We start from the raw sequence: 24,110 nt of genomic DNA on the forward strand, positions 1-24,110 counted from the left end.
CTGCTCTCCTCCTGTTACTGGCAATATAAATTTAAGTTTAAGCTAACTGTAGTTTGTTTATCGTTTAACTACATTATAGATGATAAAGCAGCTTAAACCTATCTTTTTCTGAAAAAATTTTTATAACTTTAGATAAGCATATAAATAAAACTTATAAATTATATCAATTATTTTGATGTTTAAAGATAGATATTGTCAATGAAAATGGCAAATGTTGTTAGAATGAATTTTTTATAAAAGTAATATTACATCAATTGAATTTTATGAATAGAAATAAAGAAAAGTGTAATTTTAAACTCGAAAACCAAATTTAAACATATCAAATAAATTAATATTTTCTATTGCTTTTTGGTATTTTACGTTATAAGTTTCCGGAATTATACTGAAAGTGAAGAAAGGTGTATGAGAAATTTAAATCTGGGAAAGAAGGGATGAAAATGTTAGACAGCACGAGATTAAGAAATCCGCAGTTGTTTGACAAAATCGTTACTCCGGAAGAAGCTGCGGCGCTGATTACTGATGGAATGAATGTGGGCGTCAGTGGTTTTACCCCATCCGGCTATCCTAAAAAAACAACGATAGCTTTAGCCAAAGCTATCAAAGAAGGTAAACGCTGCCGTATCAATATCTGGAGTGGCGCTTCTGTTGGTCCGGAAATTGAAGAGGAGTTGGCGGCAGTTGGCGCTATAAAAGGCAGGATGCCGTATTATGCCGCGTCCAACAAAAGCATGAAAAAGGGCATCAATGAAGGCAAGATTGAATATGTGGACCAACATTTGAGCCATTTCGGACAGCAGGTAGATTATGGGTTTTTTGGTAATGTAGATGTAGCTATCATTGAAGCTACGGCAATTACTGCAGAAGGTAATATTATTTTAGGTCCTGGTGTTGGTAATGCGCCGATTTTTGTGAAGCATGCGAAGAAAATCATTATCGAAGTCAATACTTCGATTCCTTTGAATCTGGAAGGTATGCATGATATCTATATTCCGGCGATCCCGCCAAATAGAACTGAGATTCCAATTTATCATGCGGGGGACAGGATAGGTAAACCTTATGTAGAATGCGGTATCGATCGTATCGATTGTATCGTGGAGTCTGATATTCTGGATCATGTGCGTGACTTGACTGCTCCTGATGCAGCAAGCATCAAAATTGCTGAGAATTTGGTGGAATTTTTAGAGTATGAACAAAAGATGGGACGTTTGCCGGAGAAAATGCTGCCCTTGCAGTCCGGTGTCGGCAGTATTGCCAATGCGGTTCTTTTAGGACTGGCCAAATCCAGATTTGAAAATCTGGAAATGTATTCCGAGATTTTACAGGATTCTGTATTCCGTCTGATCAAGCTGGGCAAGATCGCTAAAGCCTCCGGCTGCGCGTTCACTCCTTCGCCTTCGGTTTGGGAGATGTACAAGGAAGATCCTGATTTGTATCATAAGAGTATTGTTTTAAGACCGCTTGATATCAGTAATCACCCCGAGGTTATCAGGCGTTTGGGAGTTATTGCCATGAATACGCCGTTGGAATTTGATATCTACGGGCAGGCTAATTCAACGCATGTTATGGGCTGCACGATGATGAATGGTATTGGCGGCAGCGGTGATTATATGCGTAACGGTTTCCTTACGATTTTTTCAACGCCGTCTACAGCGAAATGCGGCTCGATTTCCAGTGTAGTACCTATGGTCACTCATGCAGACCATACTGAACATGACACGATGGTTTTTATTACTGAACAGGGTGTGGCCGACATCCGTGGTTTGAGTCCCGTCAAACGTGCTAAAGCTATCATAAATAACTGCGCACATCCTGATTTTCGGCCGCAGCTTTTGGAATATCTGAGGTTTGCACAACAAAAAAACGCCCATATGCCAATTGATTTGGCACATTGTTTCGATATGCAGAAAAAATTTTATGAAACCGGCACTATGCTGTAAACAGCGGAGCGGAATGAGAAAGGGGTCAATGACATGACTAATTATGAAGAAATCAAACAGGGGCTGGCGGATTATGAAGCAAAGGTTGCTAAAGCTAATGCCAAATTTCCTGAAAGAAAAGAGTTTAAAGAAAAACACGTGTATACTCCTTTGGATGTAGAAGGTTTTGATTACTGCTCTAAAAGCGGGTTCCCTGGACAATACCCTTTTACACGCGGCGTACAGCCGACTATGTATCGTGGGCGGTTGTGGACGATGCGCGCTTATGCAGGCTTTGCTACAGCCGAGGAAACCAATGCCCGTTATAAATATTTGCTGGAAGCAGGTCAAACCGGCCTGTCGGTAGCTATGGACCTGCCGACACAGATCGGACTTGATTCCGATGCGGAGCTTTCGCATGGTGAAGTCGGTAAAGTTGGCGTGGCTATTGATTCGCTGGCTGATATGGAAAAGCTTTTTGAAGGTATTCCTTTGGATAAAGTCAGTACTTCTATGACTATTAACGGCCCGGCTGCAGTGCTTTTGGCGATGTACGTTGCTGTTGCCGAACAGCAGGGTGTTAAGCCGGAACAATTAAAAGGCACCATTCAAAATGATATTTTAAAAGAATATATTGCCCGTGGCACATATATTTTCCCACCACGGCCTTCGATGCGGCTGATTACAGATACTTTTGAATATTGCTCTAAGAGTATTCCAAAATGGAATACGATCAGCGTAGGTGCTTACCATATTCGTGAAGCCGGTGCTTCCTGTGTACAGGAAATCGCTTTTGCATTTGCTAATGCGATGGCTTATATTGATGCGGCAATCAAGGCCGGACAGAAGGTAGATGATTTTGCTCCTGGTATTTCCTGGATCTTTACTGCCGGACTTAATATGTTTGAGGAAGTTGCTAAATTCCGTGCGGCACGCCGTTTGTGGGCGCGCATTATGAAAGAACGTTATGGTGCTACAGTACCGAAAGCACAGATGCTGCGTGTGCATGTGCATACTGCCGGCAGTGTTCTGACTGCTCAGCAGCCGCTTAATAACGTAGCCCGTATTACCTGGCAGGCGTTGTCTGCCGTTTTAGGCGGTATTCAGTCTATGGCCTGCTGTGCTTATGATGAAGCGATTGCTTTGCCAACTGAAGAGTCGGCTACTCTGGCACTGCGTACTCAACAGATGCTGGCTTATGAAAGTGGTATTACCGATACTATTGATCCGCTGGCAGGTTCCTATTATGTAGAAGCCCTGACGGATAGGATGGAAGCAGAAGCTTATGAATATATCAAGAAAATTGATGCTATGGGCGGTGCTGTAGCTGCTATCGAGCAAGGCTATATGCAGGGGGAAATGTCGGCTCATGCTTATGAAGATCAACGCGATATCGAAACTAAACGGTCTATAGTTGTCGGTGTTAATAAGTTTGTTGATAATAAACAACTGGCGGAACAGGATGTTCTGACTGCTGACCTTAGTGTTGCTGAACGCCAGATTGCCAAAGTCGAAAAGATGAAAGACGGACGTGATCAGAAAGCCGTCGATGCTGCTTTAACGGCGCTGAAGCAAGCTTGCGCCGGCGAAGAAAATTTGATGCCTTATCTGATTGACGCTGTTAAAACTTATGCCACTTTGGGAGAAATATGCGGCGTGATGAAAGAAATATTCGGAGAATATAGACAGGACGGTTCCATGTTCTGATCTGACTGACAGGTTGTGAGTGAAAGAACGGAGTTGATTGTTATGACAACGAAAGCATTGGCTGATTTTGTGGCAAGCGTACAATATGATAAATTGAGTCCGGAAACAGTTCGGATTACAAAGCAGTGTATTTTAGATTGGCTGGGAGTCTGTATTCGCGGTTCGCAGGAAAAACCTATCCAAATCATTCGTAAGTTGCTGCTGGATGGCGGGGGTAAGGCACAGTCTACAGTTTTGGCTGGACAGACGGAACAAACTACTGCTTTAAATGCTGCATTTTGTAATGGAAGCGCTTCCCATTCACTTGATTTTGATGACCTTCATAATCCATCTATTATACATCTGGCTACAGTAGTTGTACCGCCGGTATTTGCCATTGCTGAGGCGGAGCATAAAAGCGGTAAAGATATGTTGGCAGCTGTAGTAGCAGGATATGAGGTTGGCGGCCGCGTAGGCGAATCCGTTATCCCTGAGTCCTATTTCTTCTGGCATACTACCGGTACAGCAGGTACCTTAGGCGCTGCCGCTTCGGCAGCGAAGGTTTTAGGTCTTGATGCGGCTGCGACGCTGCAATGTCTTGGCAGTGCTGGTACACAGGCGGCAGGGTTGTGGGAATTTTTGAAAGAGGGCGCAATGAGCAAAACTCTGCATGCCGGTAAAAGTTCATATGCCGGCGTACTTTCAGCATATCTGGCCCGTGCTGGTTTTACTGGTGCGACAAAGATATTGGAAGGAGAAAAAGGCTTTTGCCGGGCTATGGTCACAGAGCCGCATTTGGAAAAATTGACGGATGGGCTGAATGATGGTATATATAAGATTGATAATAATTCGTTCAAACCTTATGCCTGCTGTAAACATTCTCATGCCGCGCTGTATGCGATGCAGGTGCTGCGTACTGAGCATGGATTGAAGCCTGATGATGTTGAAGCGATAGAGATTTTAGTCAATGAGATCACTGATTTTCTGATCAATAATCCTCAGCCTGAAAATCCGTATGGCTGCAAGTTCAGTATCCAATATTGTGTTGCCGGGATGCTCAAATACGGCGATATGGGTGTTGATCGCTTCCTGACGGAAGTTATTGGTGATGCTGAAGTCCGTAGCTTGATGGCGAAGACCAAGGTCATGCGTGATGCTGCGATCGAGGCGGTACATGCTGCTGATGCTGCAAAACTGGCATCAAAGCTTATCGTTCGCTGTAAAGATGGGCGAGTATTGGAGTTACAGGTAGATTTTCCGAAAGGAGATCCGCCTAATCCGATGAGCTGGGATGAAAGTGTTGCAAAATTTATGTCTTTGGCTGCTCCTGTTTACGGCGAAGAAAAAACAGCCAAGCTGTGCGGGCTTATCGATAATCTGGAAGCAAGCGCAGATTTTGCAGCAGACCTGGCTGAATGTCTGGCATAAGACGGCGTTAAGGAGGAACTCCCTGTGGTTGAAGCGGAAAAGATCAAAGCAAAGGTCAGCGAAATTTATTCGCATAATAATTTCATGCAGGAGTGCGGTATTTACATCGTAGATATGTCTTGCGGCAGCGCTACAGTTGCAGTAAAAGTAGATCCTGAGCGGCATGCTAATCTTAATGGTATGGCGCATGGAGGACTGGTTGCAACGCTGGCTGATAATGCTACAGGCATTGCAGGTGCAACGATAGGTAAAAGGGTAGTGACATCAACTATTGCTACAGATTTTATCAAAGGCGCACCGGTTGGTACGACGATCAGCGCTACTTCACGGATAACACACGCTGACGACAGATTGGTAACCATCAATATCGAAGTGCGCGATCTGGACAATGATATCCTGGTGGCTAAGGCTACAGCGGCGATGATTGTAGTGGATACATTCGCTGGGATTCCTGAAAAATGGTAATAAGAGCAGGGAGTATTATTCGGTTGTTGTGTCGTTGCAGTTAAATATTGCTGTTTGGGCATTAGCAGAAGGCAATTTTGTAAGAGTGTACAGTTTGCTGTGATTTTCTAAAAAAGGCGGCTTAAGCCGTCTTTTTTGTGTTTATTTCGATACCGAAAGTAGTATTTTTGAGACCTTGTTTAAATATTGCAAAAGAAAGTTTTCTACCAAATATGGTTGCATGTGCAAAATAAAACACAACATCTAGTAATTTTTGGCTTTACATTAACAATGCGCTGTGCTATGATGATAATGTAAATTTTACGCATAAATAATAATTTTTGTTTGGCGTTAACGATAAGAAATTATGAAAGAAGGCGTCAGTTATGAAAGTAATCAAACGTGATGGCAGTACTGCCGATTTTGACAGCAGCAAGATTATAGTTGCTATCCAGAAAGCAAATCAGGTAGTCGAACCGGAAGACCGTATCGATCAGGAACGTATCGAAGCTATCGCTCATTATGTGGAAAGTAAAAACCGCATGCGTCTTTTGGTTGAAGATATACAGGATATGGTAGAGCATCAGCTTATGGACGAGGGGAAATTCAACCTGGCCAAGTCTTATATTATTTACCGCTATACTCGCGCTTTGGTGCGTAAGGCTAACACGACTGATGAATCCATTTTATCTCTGATCCGTAACAGTAATAAAGATGTTATGGAGGAAAACTCTAATAAAAATGCTGTTATGGCTTCTACTCAGCGCGATCTGATTGCCGGCGAGGTTTCCAAGGACCTGACCCGCCGTCTGATCCTGCCGGAGAAGATTTCTAAAGCCCATGATGAGGGCGCTATCCATTTTCACGATGCTGATTACTTCGTACAGCCTATTTTCAACTGTTGCCTGATCAATGTTGGCGATATGCTGGATAACGGCACTGTAATGAACGGTAAACTGATCGAAAGCCCGAAAAGTTTTCAGGTGGCTTGTACAGTAATGACTCAGATCATCGCTTCAGTAGCCAGCAGCCAGTATGGTGGGCAGTCTGTCGATATTCGTCATTTAGGCAAATATCTGCGCCGCAGCTATGAAAAATTCAAACTGACGATCAAAGCTGAGGTCGGTGACAGTGTTGCTGATGAAGTTGTAGAGCGCCTTACAAAAAGACGTTTGCAGGATGAGCTGCGCAGCGGTGTGCAGACAATTCAATACCAGATTAATACTTTGATGACAACAAACGGACAATCTCCGTTTGTCACTATCTTCCTTAATCTGCAGGCGGACGATGAATATCTGGAAGAAAATGCAATGATAGTAGAAGAGATTCTGCGGCAACGGTTGGAAGGCATTAAAAATGATAAAGGCGTTTTTGTAACGCCTGCTTTCCCGAAGCTGGTTTATGTGCTTGATGAACATAACTGCCTGAAGGGCGGCAAGTATGATTATATTACTAAGCTGGCTGTAAAATGCAGCGCTAAACGTTTATATCCTGACTATATCTCTGCTAAAAAAATGCGTGAGAATTATGAAGGAAATGTTTTCGCACCGATGGGCTGCCGTAGTTTTTTGGCTGCCTGGAAGGATGACGAAGGCAATTACAAATTCGAAGGCCGTTTCAATCAGGGTGTCGTATCTTTGAATTTGCCTCAGGTGGCTATTTTGGCACATGGCGACGAAGAAAAATTCTGGCCATTGCTGGATGAACGCTTACAGCTTTGTTATGAAGCTTTGATGTGCCGTCATAACTCATTAAAGGGTATTCGCAGTGACGTCAGTCCTGTACATTGGCAGTATGGAGCGATTGCACGCTTGGAAAAAGGCGAAGTTATTGATAAATATCTGGAAAAAGGCTATTCTACTATTTCACTCGGTTATATTGGTTTGTACGAAATGACTAAGTTAATGAAAGATGTCAGCCACACAACACCTGAAGGGGAAGAATTTGCTTTGCGCGTGATGAAATATCTGCGTGCTGCCTGTGATAAATGGAAAAAAGAAACAGGGTTAGGTTTTGCCTTATATGGTACGCCTGCTGAATCATTGTGCTATCGTTTTGCCCGTATTGACAAAGAACGGTTTGGTACTATTGCCGATGTAACGGATAAAGGCTATTATACTAATTCTTACCACGTAGATGTTCGTGAGGATATCGACGCCTTTAGTAAATTCAATTTTGAAAGCCAGTTCCAGCGTATTTCTTCGGGCGGCGCTATTTCCTATGTTGAAATTCCTAATATGCGCCATAACCTGGAAGCAATGGAAGATGTTGTTCGCTTTATTTATGACAATATTCAATATGCTGAATTTAATACTAAATCAGATTACTGCCATGTGTGCGGGTTTGATGGTGAGATTATCATAAACGATGATTTGGAATGGGAGTGCCCTAACTGCGGTAATAAAAATCAGACTTTAATGAATGTTACTCGCCGTACTTGTGGCTATTTAGGTGAAAATTTCTGGAACGTGGGTAAGACTAAAGAAATCAAATCCCGCGTCCTGCATCTGTAAGCGGGAGGCGTTATAAATGAATTACGCTACGATAAAGACCCATGATACCGCCAATGGGCCGGGAGTGCGTGTGTCGCTGTTCGTCAGCGGCTGCACTCACCAGTGCAAAGGGTGTTTTAACCCGGAAGCATGGGACTTTAATTATGGTGCTCCTTTTACAGAAACAGAGGAAGATACAATCGTCAGAGGATTGGAGCCCTGGTTTATCCGCGGGCTTTCGCTTTTGGGCGGCGAGCCTTTTGAGCCGTCTAATCAACAGGCACTTTTGCCGTTGCTGCGTAAGGTACGTAAGGCTTATCCTGAAAAAACGATCTGGTGTTATACCGGGTATGATTTTGAACAGGATCTTCTTACGGGTCGTTTATGTGATTGGCCGGTTACTGAGGAGTTGCTTTCTTATATAGACGTTTTAGTAGACGGCGAATTTAAGCTCGATTTAAAAAATCCCAATCTGCGTTTTCGAGGCAGTTCTAACCAGCGCGTTATTGATTTAAAAAAATCGCTGTATGGTGATGAACTGGTTTTATGGTCAGAAGCTTATTAAAATTAAAACCCCTTCCACATATAATAATATGGGAGGGGTTTTTTGTATGATATCGTAACTAAATAATTAAAATATATAATTTGCGTAGCTTGTCTCTTCAATTAAATAGCTTTATAATATTATCAATAGATAATAATTTTAATTTTGATGTGGAGTGAAGTGCATGTTAAATGTGTTTAAAAATAAACTTTCACAGATTCACAAGCAAAGTAAAGAAGCGAAAGAACTTTTGCGTTTTATCGGACCTGGTATTTTGGTAACGGTGGGATTTATCGATCCAGGAAACTGGGCTGCTAATTTGGCGGCCGGCGCCGATTACGGGTATTCTTTGCTGTGGGTCGTAACGTTATCAACTCTGATGTTGATTTTGCTGCAGCATAATGTAGCTCATCTGGGCATCGTCACAGGTGAATGTTTATCGGAAGCAGCGACAAGATTTTTACCTAAGCGTATTTCACGTCCAATTCTGGTTACTGCTATTATGGCGGCGCAGGCAACTGCTTTAGCTGAAATTTTGGGTGCGGCGATTGCACTTAATATGTTGTTTGGCATTCCAATTATGGCTGGTGCTGTGATTACCGCTGTCGTTTGCACACTGATGTTGTGGACAAATTCCTACAGTCGTTTGGAAACATGGATAGCGGGTTTTGTTTCTGTTATTGCCATGTCTTATTTATTTGAAATTTCAATGGTACATGTTGATTGGCCGCAGGCCGTTGTCAGCTGGACTGTGCCTAATATTCCAGCAGGCTCGATGCTGGTGGTAATGAGTATTTTAGGTGCTGTAATTATGCCGCATAATTTATTTCTGCATTCTGAAATTATTCAAAGCAGGCATTGGAACCTGGAAGATAAGGCATTGATGGAAAAACAGCTGCGTTTTGAATTTGTCGATACTTTATTTTCTATGAGTATCGGCTGGGCAATCAACAGTGCCATGATTTTGCTGGCCGCTGCAACATTTTTTGTTCATGGAGTTAGTGTCAGTGAATTACAGCAGGCTCAGGAGCTGCTGGTGCCGCTTTTAGGTGAGAATGCAGCACATATTTTTGCAATAGCACTGCTTTTTGCAGGGATTGCTTCTACAACAACGGCGGGTATGGCAGGTGTTACTATTTTTTCAGGTATGTTCGGTGAATCTTACGATATGAAGGATATTCATTCACGTGTTGGTTTGCTGCTGACATTTGTTCCTGCTGTTATCGTTTTATATTTCATCAATGATCCCTTCTGGGGATTGATCGTCAGCCAGATGCTGCTTAGTGTGCAGCTTCCGTTGACTGTATTTATGCAGATTTGGCTCACTTCTTCACCAAAAGTAATGGGGACTTATGCTAATAAGCCTTTTACTAAAGGTCTGCTTTATGCGGTAGGATTTATTGTTACAGCACTCAATTTGTATCTTTTATATGTTAGTTTGCAATAAAATAATGATGCGGTATGAATTAAAACGGTTCAGCTTAGCTGAACCGTTTTAATTATTAATCTGTCAGTTTTTATTGCCCAGCTGCTCCAGCATGGTAGCAACGCTGAACGGTTTATTTTCCAGTAAGGCATCTATGCGCATAGTAATCAACGGATGCTGGCTAAGTCTGCGTGCTGTGATAAGTGCCGCCCGCAATGCTGGTGTAAGCTGTTCGTGTCCCCATTCTTCAAGAATGATAGAAGCAGCGCCGCGCGGCCAATCGTAAATAGAGGTCAAAGCGGCTGTGACTATAGGAACTCCGGTACCAGGGTGCGTTTCCAGGTATTTCAGCGGGATCAAAAGCGCTGTTTCTGATTGTGTATAGGTATTGATGTTTTTTTCGATAAAAGTCAATACTTTCTGGGGACGTTCATCGTTTTCAAAGCCTAGAAGATAAGGAAACAAAGCACTTTCCAGAGGGTGCTGCTTAAGATAATCGAAAAGACGTTCCCATATATCAATATCCAGTTCAAAGGCAAATTCAGCAGTAGTGTAATTTACGCTGCCATCTTCTTTGAATAATTGTGCTTGCACTTCCTCATACCAGTCGCGGCTGTAAATCAGTTTTTCACAGCGGCTTACCAGTTCGTGGCTGGCGTTAGAAGGTAATGCTGCCCAGTTGCTGTCGGTGATAAGCTTTTGCAGTCCAATGGAAATGTTTATTATTCCAATCAGGTCAGCAGGAGTTTTATCATATCGTTCAGCATGGCGCAGAAGCTCGCTGATCAGAGTCTTAGAATCGATACCGCTGATATCAATATAAGTTGGATCACTGTTTCCAATATAGTAACGGTCAAGCATCATAATAAAATTATTAATGATCAAAAGACAGCCACGGTAAGTTTTATAGTCCAGCTGCTCTTTATGCAAATGGTGTAATAACTGTCCCTTACGCATTACTACCAGACAAATCGGAGCATAATCGATTTCGATTTCACAACCGTGCCGAAGCAGCCAAATTTCTTCTTCTTCTGTAGTGCATTCAAGATCATAGAGGGTGAATATACGTCCCCAGCCTCTGGTAGAGCGAACAAGTTCCCATAGCTCGTCCTGTGGTGCAATATTATTGATACGGTAGGCAAAGGTAAGGAAAAAAGTGAATTCTTCACAGCGGCAAAGATCGACTAAATCATCCCAAAGGTTTTCGGAATGTTCTTTGCGCAGCTTCTCCAGTCCAAAGACTGCTAAGATGACGATTGCATATTTAACAAGCTCACGTTTATGCGCTGTATACAGCCAGTCTTCGGCTAAAGCAAGCAGTGGTTCGGGAACTTCGTCTTCTGACAGCAGTTCTACAAGCGGATCACAAACACTGACACATAAAATTTTTATCAATGCTTCTTCAAGAACCGCTTTTGCAGTAGCAGAAGGTTCATCAGCATAAGCCAGCAGCATACTGCAGACGGCTTCAGCACCTGGCAAGTCAGGCGGCATTTCGGCAGTATATATATAGGCATCATCGCTTCCTAATGGCCGTGGTAATGACGGAGTCGGATCATCTATCAAGGCACCTCCTTGATAGATGCCATTTTCATCTAGCTGATCCATTACATAAGCAAAAATACTGTGTTCATTTTTATCCATAAAGTTCATCCCTTAATTTTAAAATTATGCCTATTATACCATATAAGGCTATTCTTGACAGAAAAAAATACCCTGCCTGAGCAGGGTATTTTGCTGTTTATTTTAGAATGTTACGGGTTCACCGTAATAAGCACAGGTCAGAACCTTCTTCATACCTTCAGCATCAATTTTTCTCGGATTAGAACCAGTGCAGGGATCCAATACTGCATTGGCGGCGATTTCATCTATATGTTGTTTGAATAATTCTTCGCTGACGCCGTTTTCTTTATAGGTTTGGGCGATACCAAGTTTTTTGTTCAATTCTTTGATTGAATCGATAAGTGCATCAGTCAGCTGTTTATCTGTATTACCGGTAAGTCCCAGCATACGCGCTATAGTTGCATATCTGTCAGCACAAACTTTGGCATTATATTGGATAACAGACGGTAGCAGGATCGCATTACAGCAGCCGTGCGGGATATCGAACATCGCACCGGTTTTATGGGCCAGGCTGTGGGCTATACCTAAAAGTGCATTCGAGAAAGCCATCCCAGCCAGGCATTGAGCAATATGCATTTTGCCTCGTGCATTTTTATCACCATAATAGCTGTCAATCAAACTGTCATAAATATCACTAATAGCTTTAAGTGCCAGCGGGTCAGAGAAATCGCTGCGTGCAGACGCGACATAAGCTTCGATTGCATGGGTCAAAGCATCCATACCTGTATGAGCAGTCAAAGTTTTCGGCATGGTCAGAGGGATATCGGTATCCAAAATAGCAATATCCGGCGTGATTTCAAAATCTGCCAGCGGATATTTTATATTAGTAGAGTAATCAGTAATGACCGAGAATGCAGTTACTTCTGTTGCCGTACCGCTTGTAGAAGGAATTGCTACGAAAATAGCCTTATTCCTGAGTTTGGGTATATTGAAAGGTTTCTTGATTTCTTCAAAGGTTGCTTCGGGGTGCTCGTAAAAGACCCACATGGCTTTCGCCGCATCTATAGGTGAACCGCCGCCGATAGCGACGATAACGTCAGGAAGGAATTTGCGCATGGCTGCGGCACCTTTAAAGACGGTCTCGATAGACGGATCTGGTTCGATGCCTTCGAAAAGCTGGGTTTCCACACCGATTTCATGCAGGATATCTTCGACCTTCTGCAAAAAACCGCCCCGTTTCATAGAACTGCCACCGGTGAGGATCATTGCCTTTTTGTAGCCTTTCAGATTTTTTAATTCGTCGATTGCACCCGAGCCATAATAAATGTCACGTGGTAAAGTAAATCGTGCCATAGCTTGACACCTCCTAAAATAATTTGCCTTGATACTTTCATTATAACATTTTAACTAAATTCTACAAGGTTAGTAGGAATATAAAAAGTTAAATAATTGTAAATTTAAGGAAACATTTAGTAAATGGAGTTGGGAACCCAAATGGCTATAAATTGAGGAAAGTTTTAAAACTTTGAATAAAGTGCCGTGATACGGGAATTTCCTTTTCCAGGCAGTTTTCAACGGTCAGTATATAAGTGTCATTGAACCAGGGAATGATTTCGCGCACTTTATTCATATTGACAATATAGCTTTTGTGAGTTCTCAAAAAACCGCAGGGACATAGTTTTTCTTCCAAAGTTTTTAAAGGCAGGTTTGATTCCAGAATACCTTTATTGGTATAGATCAGTATTTTTTTACTGGTATCTGTTTTGATAAGATAAATTTCTTCTTTGGGATTAAAGACTAAAAGTTTATTGTTGTTCCAAATAGAGAGCTTGATAGGAAAATTACAGCGGGATGGCAACTGCTGCTGAGATTGATTCTGCAAAACTTTTTGCAATTTTATAACAGTTGCCTGCAGGCGTGTCTTAGTATAGGGCTTAAGAATGTAATCGAAAGCTTCAAGTTCGAAGGCTCGTACTGCGAATTGATCGAAGCCTGTGGAAAAAATTATTTTCGGAGGGTTGGGCAAAGTTTTAAGTTTCTCGCCAACGGCCAGTCCGTCTAATACTGGCATTTCAATATCTAAAAAAACAGCGTCAGCAGTATTGTTTGAAAAATAATCAAGTACTGCCTCTCCATGTTCACATTCAGCAATGATCTCCAAATTGCTGTTAGTTTCCAGTAAGGCTCGCAGTTCTTGGCGGGACGGAAATTCATCATCTGCGATAACTATTTTTAGCATTTCAATCCTCCTCTTGCTTTGGTATTTTAAAACTGACGGTAGTACCTGTACCATATGTACTGTCTATATGAAGACCGTTGTCCGGGCCGTAAATTGCCATTAGACGTTTATGTATATTAGTCAGGCCAATGGATTTACGGCCAGGGATATCAAGAAGCAGCGAAGCCAGTTTTGCTTCAGGAATGCCAATGCCATCGTCATGCACGGATATAAAAAAATATTCTGTATCTTGGCTGACTGTTATAGTGATAGTGCCGCCATCTAATTTTGACCGTAGACCATGTTTGACAGAATTTTCAATTATTGGCTGTAAAATCAGGGCTGGAACCTTAAAAAAGGCTGTGTCATCAATTTCATAATTTATTTTTAGTTTGTCGCCGAAACGTGCTATTTCAATATTAATATAGGCATTGATGTGCTGCAGTTCCTGCCGCAGGGAAATTAATGTATTTGGATCAGCAAGGTTTTGGCGGTAATAATCAGCCAGATAATTGATAAGTTTTTTTGCTGTCTGAGGCTGTACGCTGCAATAATAGCTGATCGTATTTAGGGCATTGAATAAAAAATGCGGATTGATCTGTGCCTGTAGAGCTTTTATTTCAGCATTGGCCAGCAGTTTAGTACGTTCTTTGATCTGATTGATTTCGATATGCGTAGAAAGCATTGTTGCGATACCTTCAGCCAGCTTTGTTTCAAAGGCAGTCATTTTTTCTGCAACTATATGTCCCACACAAAGATAACCAATCGTGGCAGTATCGTTTGCCAGCGGCAAAGCCTGATAAGAAGTAAGTACAGTAAGCTTTTTATTGTTCAGGCAAAATTTTTCTGATAGCAGTGTTTCCAGGTCTCTCTGCAGGTAGTCAAGAAATGGCTGTTCTTGTTCACAGGCTGCGCAGCCAAGCAGCTGATAGTTAGAGGTAATACAGACAACGTCAAAGGATTTGACGTTTTGCAGGATGCTTTCCGTAATTTTTTGGGCGGCATTTTGATCGAAACCATTCTGCAAAATAGAAATTGAACTATTAGTAACATTCAGTGCAATTTTTGCCGCCAGCCCTTCAAGAATATCCTTCTGTTTATAACTGTCCATGATAAGACCGATAAAACAACCGGTACCTAAAGCTGTCGTGATCATTACCTGGAGAGCACAATCTTCAATTGATGGTGTAAATGTGTGGGGATAACAAAATAAGGCGAGTAAAATGATATGGCTGGAAGCGAAAATAAAACTTACGCCGATAGCGTGAGGCAGCAGTTCTTTTTTTTGTTTGAACCAGTGTGATAAAAGTCCTGCCAGTAGCCCTTCTACTAGGAAAAAGCAGCCGCTCACGAGAGCAGCTTTGGTATGGATAAACAAAACATAGTGAACAGAGATGAGCAGACTTGTACAGAAACCGATTAAAGGACCGCTGACTAGACCAGCTACGATAATAAAGATGGAACTGGTGTTGATAAGCCAGCTTTCGCCATATAAAGACCAGTAAGTATTGAGGATGCCTAGCAACGAAAAAACGCAATAATATGTAGCTTGTTTTTTAACGAATAATTTTGTTGAAATAAGGTTGTTTGAAAAAACGCGGTTCGGCTGCAGATAAAGAAAATAATTAAAAATACTGCTAGTCCAAACCATAAATGACTCATTGTTTGGTAAAGAAAGTTCAGCATGAATTGCTCCTTATAAAGGCAAAATCATGCATCTTATTGCAGATTTTGTCATCTTGAGTTCATTTTTATCCTAAAAGTTGCATTTTATGTTATTTTAAATTTAGGAAATTGGTTGAATTTATCAGATTAAGTTCATTATATAAAAATTTAGTTATACATACAAGAAATGCATCCATTCTATTATGGAAGGGGGATAGTAGCTAATAAGCGCGAAAGGAGAAATTTATTATGGATTTGAAAACGTGTCTTTATGTTGGGTTTGCTCTTTATACGATATTTGTTATTTATGTGGGTTTTATTGGCTCTAAAAAAATAAAAGGGTTAAGTGATTTTGCGGTTGCCAGCGAAAGTATGGGACCGATATCATTAGGATTGGCTTTTGCCGCCTCTTTCTTTAGTGCTGCTACTTTTCTGGGGTATGTCGGATACGCTTACGCCTGGGGGGCTTCCGCTTTATGGATATTTTTAGCTATTTTTGGCGGGTCTACATTAGGGTTTATCGTTATTGCAAAAGGTGTGCGTGACAGTAACACTAAAATTAAAGCTTTATCATTGCCGGACTGGCTGGGAGAAATGTATAAAAGTGACTTTTTGAGGGCGTTGGTTTCTATTATCGTTATGATTCAGATGTTTTATGTGGCTGGTCAATTATCGGCAGGCGGTACGCTTTTATCAGGCCTTTTGGATATTGATTACAGTACTGCCGTTATTGCGGTAACTGTAGTTACTATTGTTTATGTCACTTTAGGTGGTTTGTTTGCGGATGTTTATACAAGTATTGGTCAGACTTGTTTGATGATGTTTGCTGGTGTGATTGTTTTCTTGTCAGGATTCTTTTTCTTCAAGGGCGGCATTACAGAAGTCAGTACGATCATTGCTGCGCGTGATCCACTGTTGACTGCGGTCATTAATCCTAAATCATTACATATGTACAGCTACGCTACTGTTTTCGGTGTTATTTTGATTGAATTTGCTTTTTCTGGACAACCGCAGCTGCTGACAAAAATTTTAGCATTAAAAGATCCTAAAGATATGAAAAAAATGATCTGGACTTGGATTGTTGCCTCATTCTGCTGTATGTTGGTAATTTTTGGCGGTTTGTATATGCTGGCACTGAATCCTGATCTGCAGCAGCCTGACTATGCGGTAGTAGAATATGTCAGAGCTTATTTTCATCCCATTATCAGCACGCTGCTTGCGGTTTCGATTGTAGCGGCATTGATGTCGACAGCCTGTGGTCTGCTTTTGGTTATGACAACCTGTATTGCTAATGATCTTTTTATTAAAACGTTGGTTAAACGTAAAATCATAAATATTCCGCAGGAAAAAGCTCAGAGGATCGCATTTATGATGACGAAGATATTGCCGGCAGTTTTTGGGATTATTTGTGTTTTGATGACACTGCATCCACCGCAATTTATGGGAGTCATGGTCTGGATTGGCATTTCTGGTGTCGCTTCAGCTACATTAGCACCGATGCTGATTGCTATTATCTGGCCTGAACGTATTAATGCTACTGCCGCTATCTGGGGAGCGATTGCAGGAGAAGCAACTTACATGGTTGTTTATCTGTTTACTAATATTGAAAAAAGCGTTATGGCAGCCGGTGCCTGGGGGTTGATCGTCAGTTTTGCGGTAATGTGGCTACTGTCTTCTAATAAAAAGAAACAGCGAATAACAGAAATGTGATCAAAAGTAAAGGATGTGATGAAAAATGTTGTGGGCAAGTCCGATGCTAACAGTTTGGGCCGTAGGTTGTGTATTGACACTTATAGTTTCATATATCCTTTTAGAAAAATGGTATTGAGGCAGGTGTAAATGATGAGGAAACCAAAAGTCGTAATTCTGGGAACTGGTGGAACTATTGCCGGTAAAGCAGGCTCTAATACAGAAATGACAGGCTATCAGGCTGGTGAAATAGGTATTCAGACCTTGATAAATGCTGTTCCGGAAATGCTTGAAGTTGCGGATGTAACTGGTGAACAGTTCTGCAATATCGGCAGTTTTGATATGATTGATGATATCTGGCTGAGATTAAGCCGTAGGGTCAGTGAACTTCTGCAACAGCCGGAAGTCGATGGTATTGTTATTACACATGGTACAGATACGCTGGAAGAAACAGCATATTTTCTAAATTTAACTGTTAAAAGTGAGAAACCGGTGGTTTTAGTTGGCGCTATGCGTCCGGCAACAGCGATGAGTGCCGATGGTCCTGTCAATCTGCTGAATGCAGTTGCTTTAGCCGGTTCGCAAGAGGCGGTTGGTAAGGGCGTATTGATTGCAATGAATGATCAAATTAATGGGGCTCGTGATGCAACTAAAACCAATACTACACATGTGGAAACATTTAAATCGTGGGAACTGGGATATTTAGGCTATTTTCAAAATGGGAAACCTATTTTCTATAAAGCAAGTCTGCGTCGGCATACGGCAGCAGCTGAGTTTGATATCAGTAAAGTAACTGCTCTGCCGCGAGTTGATATCGTCTATCTGCACGTAAACTGTGATGATATTTTAGTAAGAGCGGCAGTTTCGGCTGGGGCGCTGGGAATAGTTATTGCAGCCTTTGGTCACGGGAATCTGCATATCAATATAAAGCCTGCCCTGATCAAGATTGCTCGAAGTGGTATTCCTGTAGTACGCAGTACGAGGGTCGGTAATGGTATCGTAAGCCGGAGTGCAAACGATACTGATAACAAATTTATAGCTGCGGACAGTCTTAATCCGCAGAAAGCCAGAATACTTCTGCAATTGGCGCTGCTTAGAACGAAAAGTCCAGAGGAAATTCAAAGAATGTTTGATGAATATTAAGGAATAATAGTAAAACACCGCTTGTTTAAACAAGCGGTGTTTTCTTTGTATCAGAAGAAATAAATCTTTTGAATAAGCGCAGCGTCAGTTGCCGTCCGCTCGATGCGGACGAGCGCTTGACAGGGGGGACTACTTGATGATAAAATAAAAATAATAGGAATATTTATCAAAACAATTATATAAACAAATAAGTAAAATTCTAAATAGTTGTATAAAACAATAAATATATAAGATCAGGTGCAGTAATGCTTAATAGAGAAACAGGTGTAAAACCTGTGCTGTCCCGCAGCTGTAATGCAGAGTTAGTCTTAAAATGTCACTGGGAAACTGGGAAGGCAAGACGAGCGATGAAGCAGAGCCAGAAGAACTGCCTGATTTTGACGCTATAAAATTCCTGCGATTGATGGGATTGCGCAATTATTTGACGCCTTTCTGTATTTATATGCAGAAGAGCGTTTTATTTTGTTTCAAGGGCAAAAGCTTTTGAATAAATGTAGAAATAATATGGGAAATGGATGTGGTTAAAGGTGAGAAGATTTGTAAAGAAAAGGTCATTGATATTTACACTGATTGGTTCAAGTTTTTTGTTTAGTGGTGTTACTGCTCATGCTGAAGAAGTTACAGAAAGTTTTACACTTGACCCTATGGTCATTACTGCTACAAGGACGGAGATGAGCGTGAAGGAAAGCCCCTCGGCTGTAGAAATTGTCAGCAGCAAAAAATTGGAAGAAACACAGGCGAAAACGTTGCGTGACGCTTTAAAATCTGCGTTGGGAGTAAACGTCTTTAATGATTTTCAGGGACGCAGTAATGTCAGTATTCGCGGCAGTGAGTCAAGGCATGTTTTAATTATGGTAGACGGTAAGCGTTTGGGTGGGGAACTTTCCTATAATTCCGCTAATGCCTGGGACGTTGATCGTATTCGCATGGAGGATGTGGAACGTGTAGAAATTATCAGAGGTCCAGCCGGAGCTTTGTATGGCAGTGATGCTATGGCGGGGGTTATCAATGTAATTACAAAAACTCCGGAAAAAAATGCCGGTAGTATCAATTATGAATATGGCTGGTATGAAAATGGTAAAGGTGCTGGCTACAAGTCTAATGTTTATCTGCAGGGGGTTGAAAAAAATGTATCCTATAAGTTAAATGCTGGCTTGAATAATAATAGGCCTTATATGGATCCAGCAGGCAGCGGAGATGAAATGAATTTTTATGGAAAGGAACAACCGATATCTTTAAGTGTAGGTTATAAGTTTGATAATGGAAATCAATTATCTGCCGATTTCAGCAGGATTAAAGAGGATAATCAGAAGGGTAGTTCATCTGTAACAGTTATGAGGCCGGGTGAAGTCTGGCAAAATAAAAAATCTACTATTTATAATGATAACAAACGTACAGATTATTCACTGACCTATAAAGGTGATGATGAAAAGCAAAGCTGGATTATCAGAGCTTATCAATCGGTTTATGATAAACGTTATACAAGTCAGGATGTTACGCAAATGTTTACGGGCGGCAAACCTGGAACAATAACTGTTAAAGATCCTAAGATTGATACTGTAAAAAGGACCTTGAGTGTTATTGAAGGTCACGATTCATGGCATATGGGAGATAAACATTATTTAACGGCAGGGCTGGAGTACCGCCGGGATAACAGTGAAGGGACCAGATTAAAGAAGAAAGGTACTCCTGTAGCTGGAGGCAGTGCATATAATGCTTATGATGAAGCGGCTATTAATTATACTGCCGTATATGTTCAGGATGAATTTAAACCTGATGAAAAATGGTTGATTATTCCTTCTGTACGTTATGATTACAGTGATAAATTTGGCAGTGAAATAACAAGCCGTTTGGCAACTACTTATAATGCGGCTAAAGACATACGTGTGAAGGCTGTTATCGGTCAAGGGTATAAAACTCCTACAGTTAATGAGTTGTACCATTTTTGGGAGATGTACGCTGCTAATCCGGGTGGCTCAGGACAGTTTTTTGAGGGTAATCCAGATTTGCAACCGGAAAAATCTTTAAGTTATGAATTAGCTGTGGAGAAGGACTGGGGAGATAAAACTACAGCTCATTTAGGAATTTTCCGCAATGACGTTAAGGATTTGATAAGTTCATACTGGACAGGCAGATTTACTGATGATGATCCCAATAGCTATCCGGGACTTGGTAGAGATCAGGTTATGACTTATCGGAATGTACCAAAGGCAACATTACAGGGTGTAGAATTTTATGGTTCGCATGAATTAGGGAAAAATATTTTTATGAATTTTGGTTATACTTATTTAGAGGCTAAAGATAAGACAGGCGGAACGCGTTTAACTGATCGTGCTAAGCATCAGTTAACTTTTGGTGTATCTTATCAACCGCAAAATATTTATGCCTGGGATTGCAGTTTTGATATTGTTTCTAATCTAAATTATTATTATCACAACGCAGATAAGAGTACAATGGGGAATTCTGTATATTCTACTAAGAATTTTACTATTGCTAATATTATGGCATCAAAACACCTTACTAAAGATGCCAAGATTTATTTGGGGATCGATAACATAAGTAATCATAGGAATTTTGGCGCTTATGCTGATGGAAATTTAGGACGTTTGTATAGAGTTGGTATGGAATATAAATTTTAATACATAGTAGAAATATCTAGCGGGCTTAATGCCTGCTAGATATTTTAAATGGAGTTATGATATGAAAAAAATAATTTTAATGCTGTGCTTGTTGGCAGTTTCAGTAACTATGTATGGCTGCACTTCAAAAGAAATTCATAAAGATAGCGGGTTGATGAAAATAACGGACGATAATGGCAGGCAGGTTGCTTTTTCCAAAAAGCCTGAAAGGATCGTAGTTCTGTCACCTTCTTTTTTAGAACTTTTGGAAGTTTTAGATGGAAATGTTGTAGGACGGGCGGAATCCACAATTGTCAGGACTCCTGATTTTGCCAAAAATGCTGCTGTTGTTGGCTTTATTTTTAATATCAATACTGAAAAAGTAGTAGAATTGAAGCCTGATTTGATTGTCGCTTATAAGGGGATGCATGAAAAATACATCCAACTTTTTGAAGCAAATGGTATTCCTGTAGTAGTTTTAAATTTAAAAACTTATGAAGATGTCAAACATAGTATAAAAATTTTAGGTGAACTGACTGGCCAGAAAGAGAAAGGGCTAAAAATTGCATCAGAGCTTGACAAAAAAGTACAGAATACAGTTAAGCAGCTTCCTAAAAATACTAAAAGGGTTGCTATTTTACACAGCAGCGCACAAAATGTGACATTAGAGAAGGAAAATAGTATTGCTGGCTGTGTTGCCAAGTTATTGCAACTACATAATATTGTCCAGGACATTCAGAGTGTAACTGCTCCAACTGGTGAACAGATGTCTGATAAAGCTCCTTATAATCTGGAATTCTTAATAGAAAAAGACCCGGAAATAATTTTTATTACCTCAATGGGAGATAAAAACGATATTGAAGTGCGTTTGCAAAATGACGTTATGAGCAGTCCTGCCTGGGAATCAATAACGGCAGTAAAAAATAATGCAGTATATTATTTGCCGGATGAATTATTTCTTTTGAATCCAGGACTTAGATACTCTCAGGCTGTAGAATATATGGCATCGAAGCTGCAGGAATAAGGCTAAAAAATTATTTTGGCAAGATTTTGAATTATGGTTTATAATGACAACATAAGTAAGCGAAGGCTAACTTCATGGAACAATGTTATTTCAGCAAACGTAATATGAAAGGAATGAAAATTTATGAAAGATTTTTTGATTGTTTATTCCAGTAAAACCGGCAATACAGAGAAAGTTGCAAAGAAATTTTATGAAGTGGCAGGAGAACGCTGTGACCTTGCTGCTGTGAAGCAGGTGCCGGCAGTAGATGATTATAAGGTTATTTTTGCTGGTTATTGGGTCGATAAAGGTGAACCCGATAAGGATATGCAGGAGTTTTTGCAGACTTTGGATAATAAAAAAGTCGTACTTTTTCAAACGTTGGGAGCAGAAGCTTACTCTGAGCACGGGATCAGCTCATTAGCCAATGCCGGCAGATATTTAAGCACCGGCTGTAAAGTAGTAGGCACTTTATCTATTCGCGGTGCGATTGATCCGAAGCTGATCGAAACAATGATGAATATGCCTGAAGGACATCCGCATGCACCTACGGAAGAAAGTAAAAAACGGTGGAAGGACGCAAGTACTCATCCTGATGAAGCAGATTTGCAAGCTGCAGGAGAGTATATACAAAAATTTATCACTTTTTATGACAGGTTTTATAAATAAAATTTGTATGGATTTTTAGAAAATACTGGGTAATTTTAAAAATGAAAAAAATAGACAAAATCACCACGCTGGGCAAAATGATGCTTAAAGACAAAATAACTAGTTCCTGGGATAAATTACTGACAGAGAAACCGCAAGGTGACTTAATGGTTTTTTATAAAAAGAGGCTGGAGCACTTTTGGCGTCTGCCGGATTTAGAAAAAATTATCGGCAAAGAGAAGGCTGCACGCTCATATGCGGCAATGGAAGAAGTTGATGTTTTATTTGAAGATAAAGGCATCAAACCGCTGCCGCCGCCTCTGGGACAGAATGCTTTCAAGAAGCTTTTGCGTGAAGCTTCCAGCAGCAGGCCTATAGCAGCTTATATCCATATTCCTTTTTGCAAGATCAGATGCACTTATTGTAGCTTTTTTAAACAGGGTTCTTCAATAAAAGCAGAAGCAGAATATGTAACCAAGCTTTTGACAGAGCTGGAACAGATGCGTAATATGCATTATTTGAAAACTGCGGAAATCCAAGCGGTCTTTCTTGGCGGCGGGACTCCTGGAACCTTGACGAAAGAACAGCTCAGCAGTATTTTGCAGAAGGTACGCCAAGTGCTTCCTTTAAGTTCTGATTGTGAAATTACGGTTGAGAGCAGTATTTATGATATGGACGAAGAGAAACTTGCTGCTTGCATCGAAAATGGTGCAAACAGATTTAGCTTTGGGGTGCAAACTTTTGCTACGGATCTGCGCCGACAACTGGGGCGTCCTGATACCTGCGAAGAAGTTGTGCGTAAATTGAAGCTTTTTGCTGCGACGGGTACAAAGGTTATCATTGACCTGATTTATGGTTTACCGGGGCAGACAAAAGAATTGCTGCAGCGAGATTTACAGTTTTATCTGGATTGCGGTCTTAGTGGTGTCGATTTGTATAAACTGCAGATTTTTCCTGGGACGCCGCTGGGCAATCAATTTAAAGTTGATCAGAGTAATTTCCCTACTGGGCGGGAGTTGGCAGAGCTCTTTGTCAGCGGCGCAGAATTTTTAAGCAGGAATGGCTGCCGTCAGCTGAGCTGTTGCCATTGGGCAACTGATGACAGGGAAATAAGCCGTTATAATACTATGGTGAAAGAAGGCGCTCAGGTTCTGGCTTTCGGAGCCGGCTGCGGCGGATCATTAGGCAATTATGCTTATATGCAGCCGTTTGATCTGGAAAAATATGGAAGCCTGGTTGATAAGGGTATAAAGCCTTTTGTTATGTTATTTGAAAGAGATGAGTTTGCGCCTGTTTTTGCCGCGATCAAAGGTCAGTTTGACAGTGGCGTCTTTGAACCTCAAAAATTGAGAAGCTTATCAGAAATACCTTTTTCTGAATTGTTGTTTCCTTTATTGGAACGTTGGCGTAACAACGGTTTAATGGAAGATGCTGATGGTGTTTATAAGCTGACGCCAATGGGTTTGTTCTGGCAGAATCAATTGAATCGTGCAGTGATGATAGCTGTGCAGTATTTAGTATACGGGCCGCGTGTTGCGGGAAGAAAGTCAGCTTTGACAATGATGAGTGCAATGGAAAATCGTACTTAAAAGTTATATGATTAAAGCCCCTGTTCAATAAGAACAGG

17 protein-coding genes and 1 riboswitch are annotated in these 24,110 nt (G+C 41.1%); of the genes, 13 read left to right on the top strand and 4 right to left on the bottom strand.

What is annotated here, in order from left to right; genetic code table 11:
• The first annotated feature begins 437 nt into the window (after positions 1-437).
• The 7 genes from scpC to C8D73_RS08940 all read left to right on the top strand — a co-directional run bounded on the left by scpC (position 438) and on the right by C8D73_RS08940 (position 9,957).
• Entirely contained in the window at positions 438-1,937 is a 1,500-nt protein-coding gene (gene scpC / locus C8D73_RS08910; protein WP_113077964.1) for a succinyl-CoA:acetate CoA-transferase ScpC, read from the top strand.
• A 33-nt stretch (positions 1,938-1,970) separates the two neighbouring features.
• The gene (locus C8D73_RS08915) at positions 1,971-3,623 is read left to right on the top strand and encodes an acyl-CoA mutase large subunit family protein (protein ID WP_021717518.1); all 1,653 of its coding nucleotides are present in this window, start codon (positions 1,971-1,973) and stop codon (positions 3,621-3,623) included.
• 42 nt (positions 3,624-3,665) lie between these two features.
• On the top strand, positions 3,666-5,030 hold the full coding sequence (locus C8D73_RS08920; RefSeq protein WP_021717519.1) for an MmgE/PrpD family protein: 1,365 nt from the start codon (positions 3,666-3,668) through the stop codon (positions 5,028-5,030).
• A 24-nt stretch (positions 5,031-5,054) separates the two neighbouring features.
• Positions 5,055-5,495 (top strand): PaaI family thioesterase, encoded by a 441-nt coding sequence (locus C8D73_RS08925; RefSeq protein ID WP_113077965.1) that lies wholly within the window; start codon positions 5,055-5,057, stop codon positions 5,493-5,495.
• Positions 5,496-5,860: 365 nt separating this feature from the next.
• Complete coding sequence (gene nrdD, locus C8D73_RS08930) at positions 5,861-7,987, top strand: anaerobic ribonucleoside-triphosphate reductase (RefSeq protein ID WP_021717521.1); 2,127 nt, start codon at positions 5,861-5,863, stop codon at positions 7,985-7,987.
• A gap of 16 nt (positions 7,988-8,003) precedes the next feature.
• The gene (gene nrdG / locus C8D73_RS08935; RefSeq protein WP_113077966.1) at positions 8,004-8,531 is read left to right on the top strand and encodes an anaerobic ribonucleoside-triphosphate reductase activating protein; all 528 of its coding nucleotides are present in this window, start codon (positions 8,004-8,006) and stop codon (positions 8,529-8,531) included.
• Positions 8,532-8,694: 163 nt separating this feature from the next.
• Positions 8,695-9,957 (top strand): Nramp family divalent metal transporter, encoded by a 1,263-nt coding sequence (locus C8D73_RS08940; protein WP_113077967.1) that lies wholly within the window; start codon positions 8,695-8,697, stop codon positions 9,955-9,957.
• Between the two features lie 63 nt (positions 9,958-10,020).
• Here the strand turns inward: C8D73_RS08940 and C8D73_RS08945 are convergent, their stop codons facing one another.
• The 4 genes from C8D73_RS08945 to C8D73_RS08960 all read right to left on the bottom strand — a co-directional run bounded on the left by C8D73_RS08945 (position 10,021) and on the right by C8D73_RS08960 (position 15,368).
• On the bottom strand, positions 10,021-11,580 hold the full coding sequence (locus tag C8D73_RS08945) for a hypothetical protein (protein WP_113077968.1): 1,560 nt from the start codon (positions 11,578-11,580) through the stop codon (positions 10,021-10,023).
• Between the two features lie 102 nt (positions 11,581-11,682).
• Positions 11,683-12,852, bottom strand: coding sequence for an iron-containing alcohol dehydrogenase (locus C8D73_RS08950; RefSeq protein ID WP_113077969.1), 1,170 nt, complete (start codon positions 12,850-12,852; stop codon positions 11,683-11,685).
• 145 nt (positions 12,853-12,997) lie between these two features.
• Positions 12,998-13,738, bottom strand: a complete 741-nt coding sequence (locus C8D73_RS08955; protein WP_170123198.1) for a LytR/AlgR family response regulator transcription factor — start codon at positions 13,736-13,738, stop codon at positions 12,998-13,000.
• A gap of 1 nt (position 13,739) precedes the next feature.
• On the bottom strand, positions 13,740-15,368 hold the full coding sequence (locus C8D73_RS08960) for a histidine kinase (RefSeq protein WP_113077971.1): 1,629 nt from the start codon (positions 15,366-15,368) through the stop codon (positions 13,740-13,742).
• A gap of 263 nt (positions 15,369-15,631) precedes the next feature.
• Between C8D73_RS08960 and C8D73_RS08965 the strand changes: the two genes are divergently transcribed.
• The 6 genes from C8D73_RS08965 (at position 15,632) to hutW (ending at position 24,072) form a co-directional block, all read left to right on the top strand.
• Entirely contained in the window at positions 15,632-17,092 is a 1,461-nt protein-coding gene (locus tag C8D73_RS08965) for a sodium:solute symporter family transporter (protein ID WP_113077972.1), read from the top strand.
• Positions 17,093-17,221: 129 nt separating this feature from the next.
• Positions 17,222-18,214 (top strand): type II asparaginase, encoded by a 993-nt coding sequence (locus tag C8D73_RS08970; RefSeq protein ID WP_113077973.1) that lies wholly within the window; start codon positions 17,222-17,224, stop codon positions 18,212-18,214.
• A gap of 218 nt (positions 18,215-18,432) precedes the next feature.
• Positions 18,433-18,603, top strand: a riboswitch (cobalamin riboswitch).
• Between the two features lie 138 nt (positions 18,604-18,741).
• On the top strand, positions 18,742-20,853 hold the full coding sequence (locus C8D73_RS08975; protein ID WP_167457020.1) for a TonB-dependent receptor plug domain-containing protein: 2,112 nt from the start codon (positions 18,742-18,744) through the stop codon (positions 20,851-20,853).
• 61 nt (positions 20,854-20,914) lie between these two features.
• The gene (locus C8D73_RS08980; RefSeq protein WP_167457021.1) at positions 20,915-21,856 is read left to right on the top strand and encodes an ABC transporter substrate-binding protein; all 942 of its coding nucleotides are present in this window, start codon (positions 20,915-20,917) and stop codon (positions 21,854-21,856) included.
• Positions 21,857-21,979: 123 nt separating this feature from the next.
• On the top strand, positions 21,980-22,504 hold the full coding sequence (locus C8D73_RS08985; RefSeq protein WP_113077976.1) for a flavodoxin family protein: 525 nt from the start codon (positions 21,980-21,982) through the stop codon (positions 22,502-22,504).
• 41 nt (positions 22,505-22,545) lie between these two features.
• Positions 22,546-24,072, top strand: coding sequence for a heme anaerobic degradation radical SAM methyltransferase ChuW/HutW (gene hutW / locus C8D73_RS08990; RefSeq protein WP_113077977.1), 1,527 nt, complete (start codon positions 22,546-22,548; stop codon positions 24,070-24,072).
• Positions 24,073-24,110: the final 38 nt, after the last annotated feature.

This window comes from Phascolarctobacterium faecium DSM 14760, from assembly GCF_003269275.1.
GTDB lineage: Bacteria > Bacillota > Negativicutes > Acidaminococcales > Acidaminococcaceae > Phascolarctobacterium > Phascolarctobacterium faecium.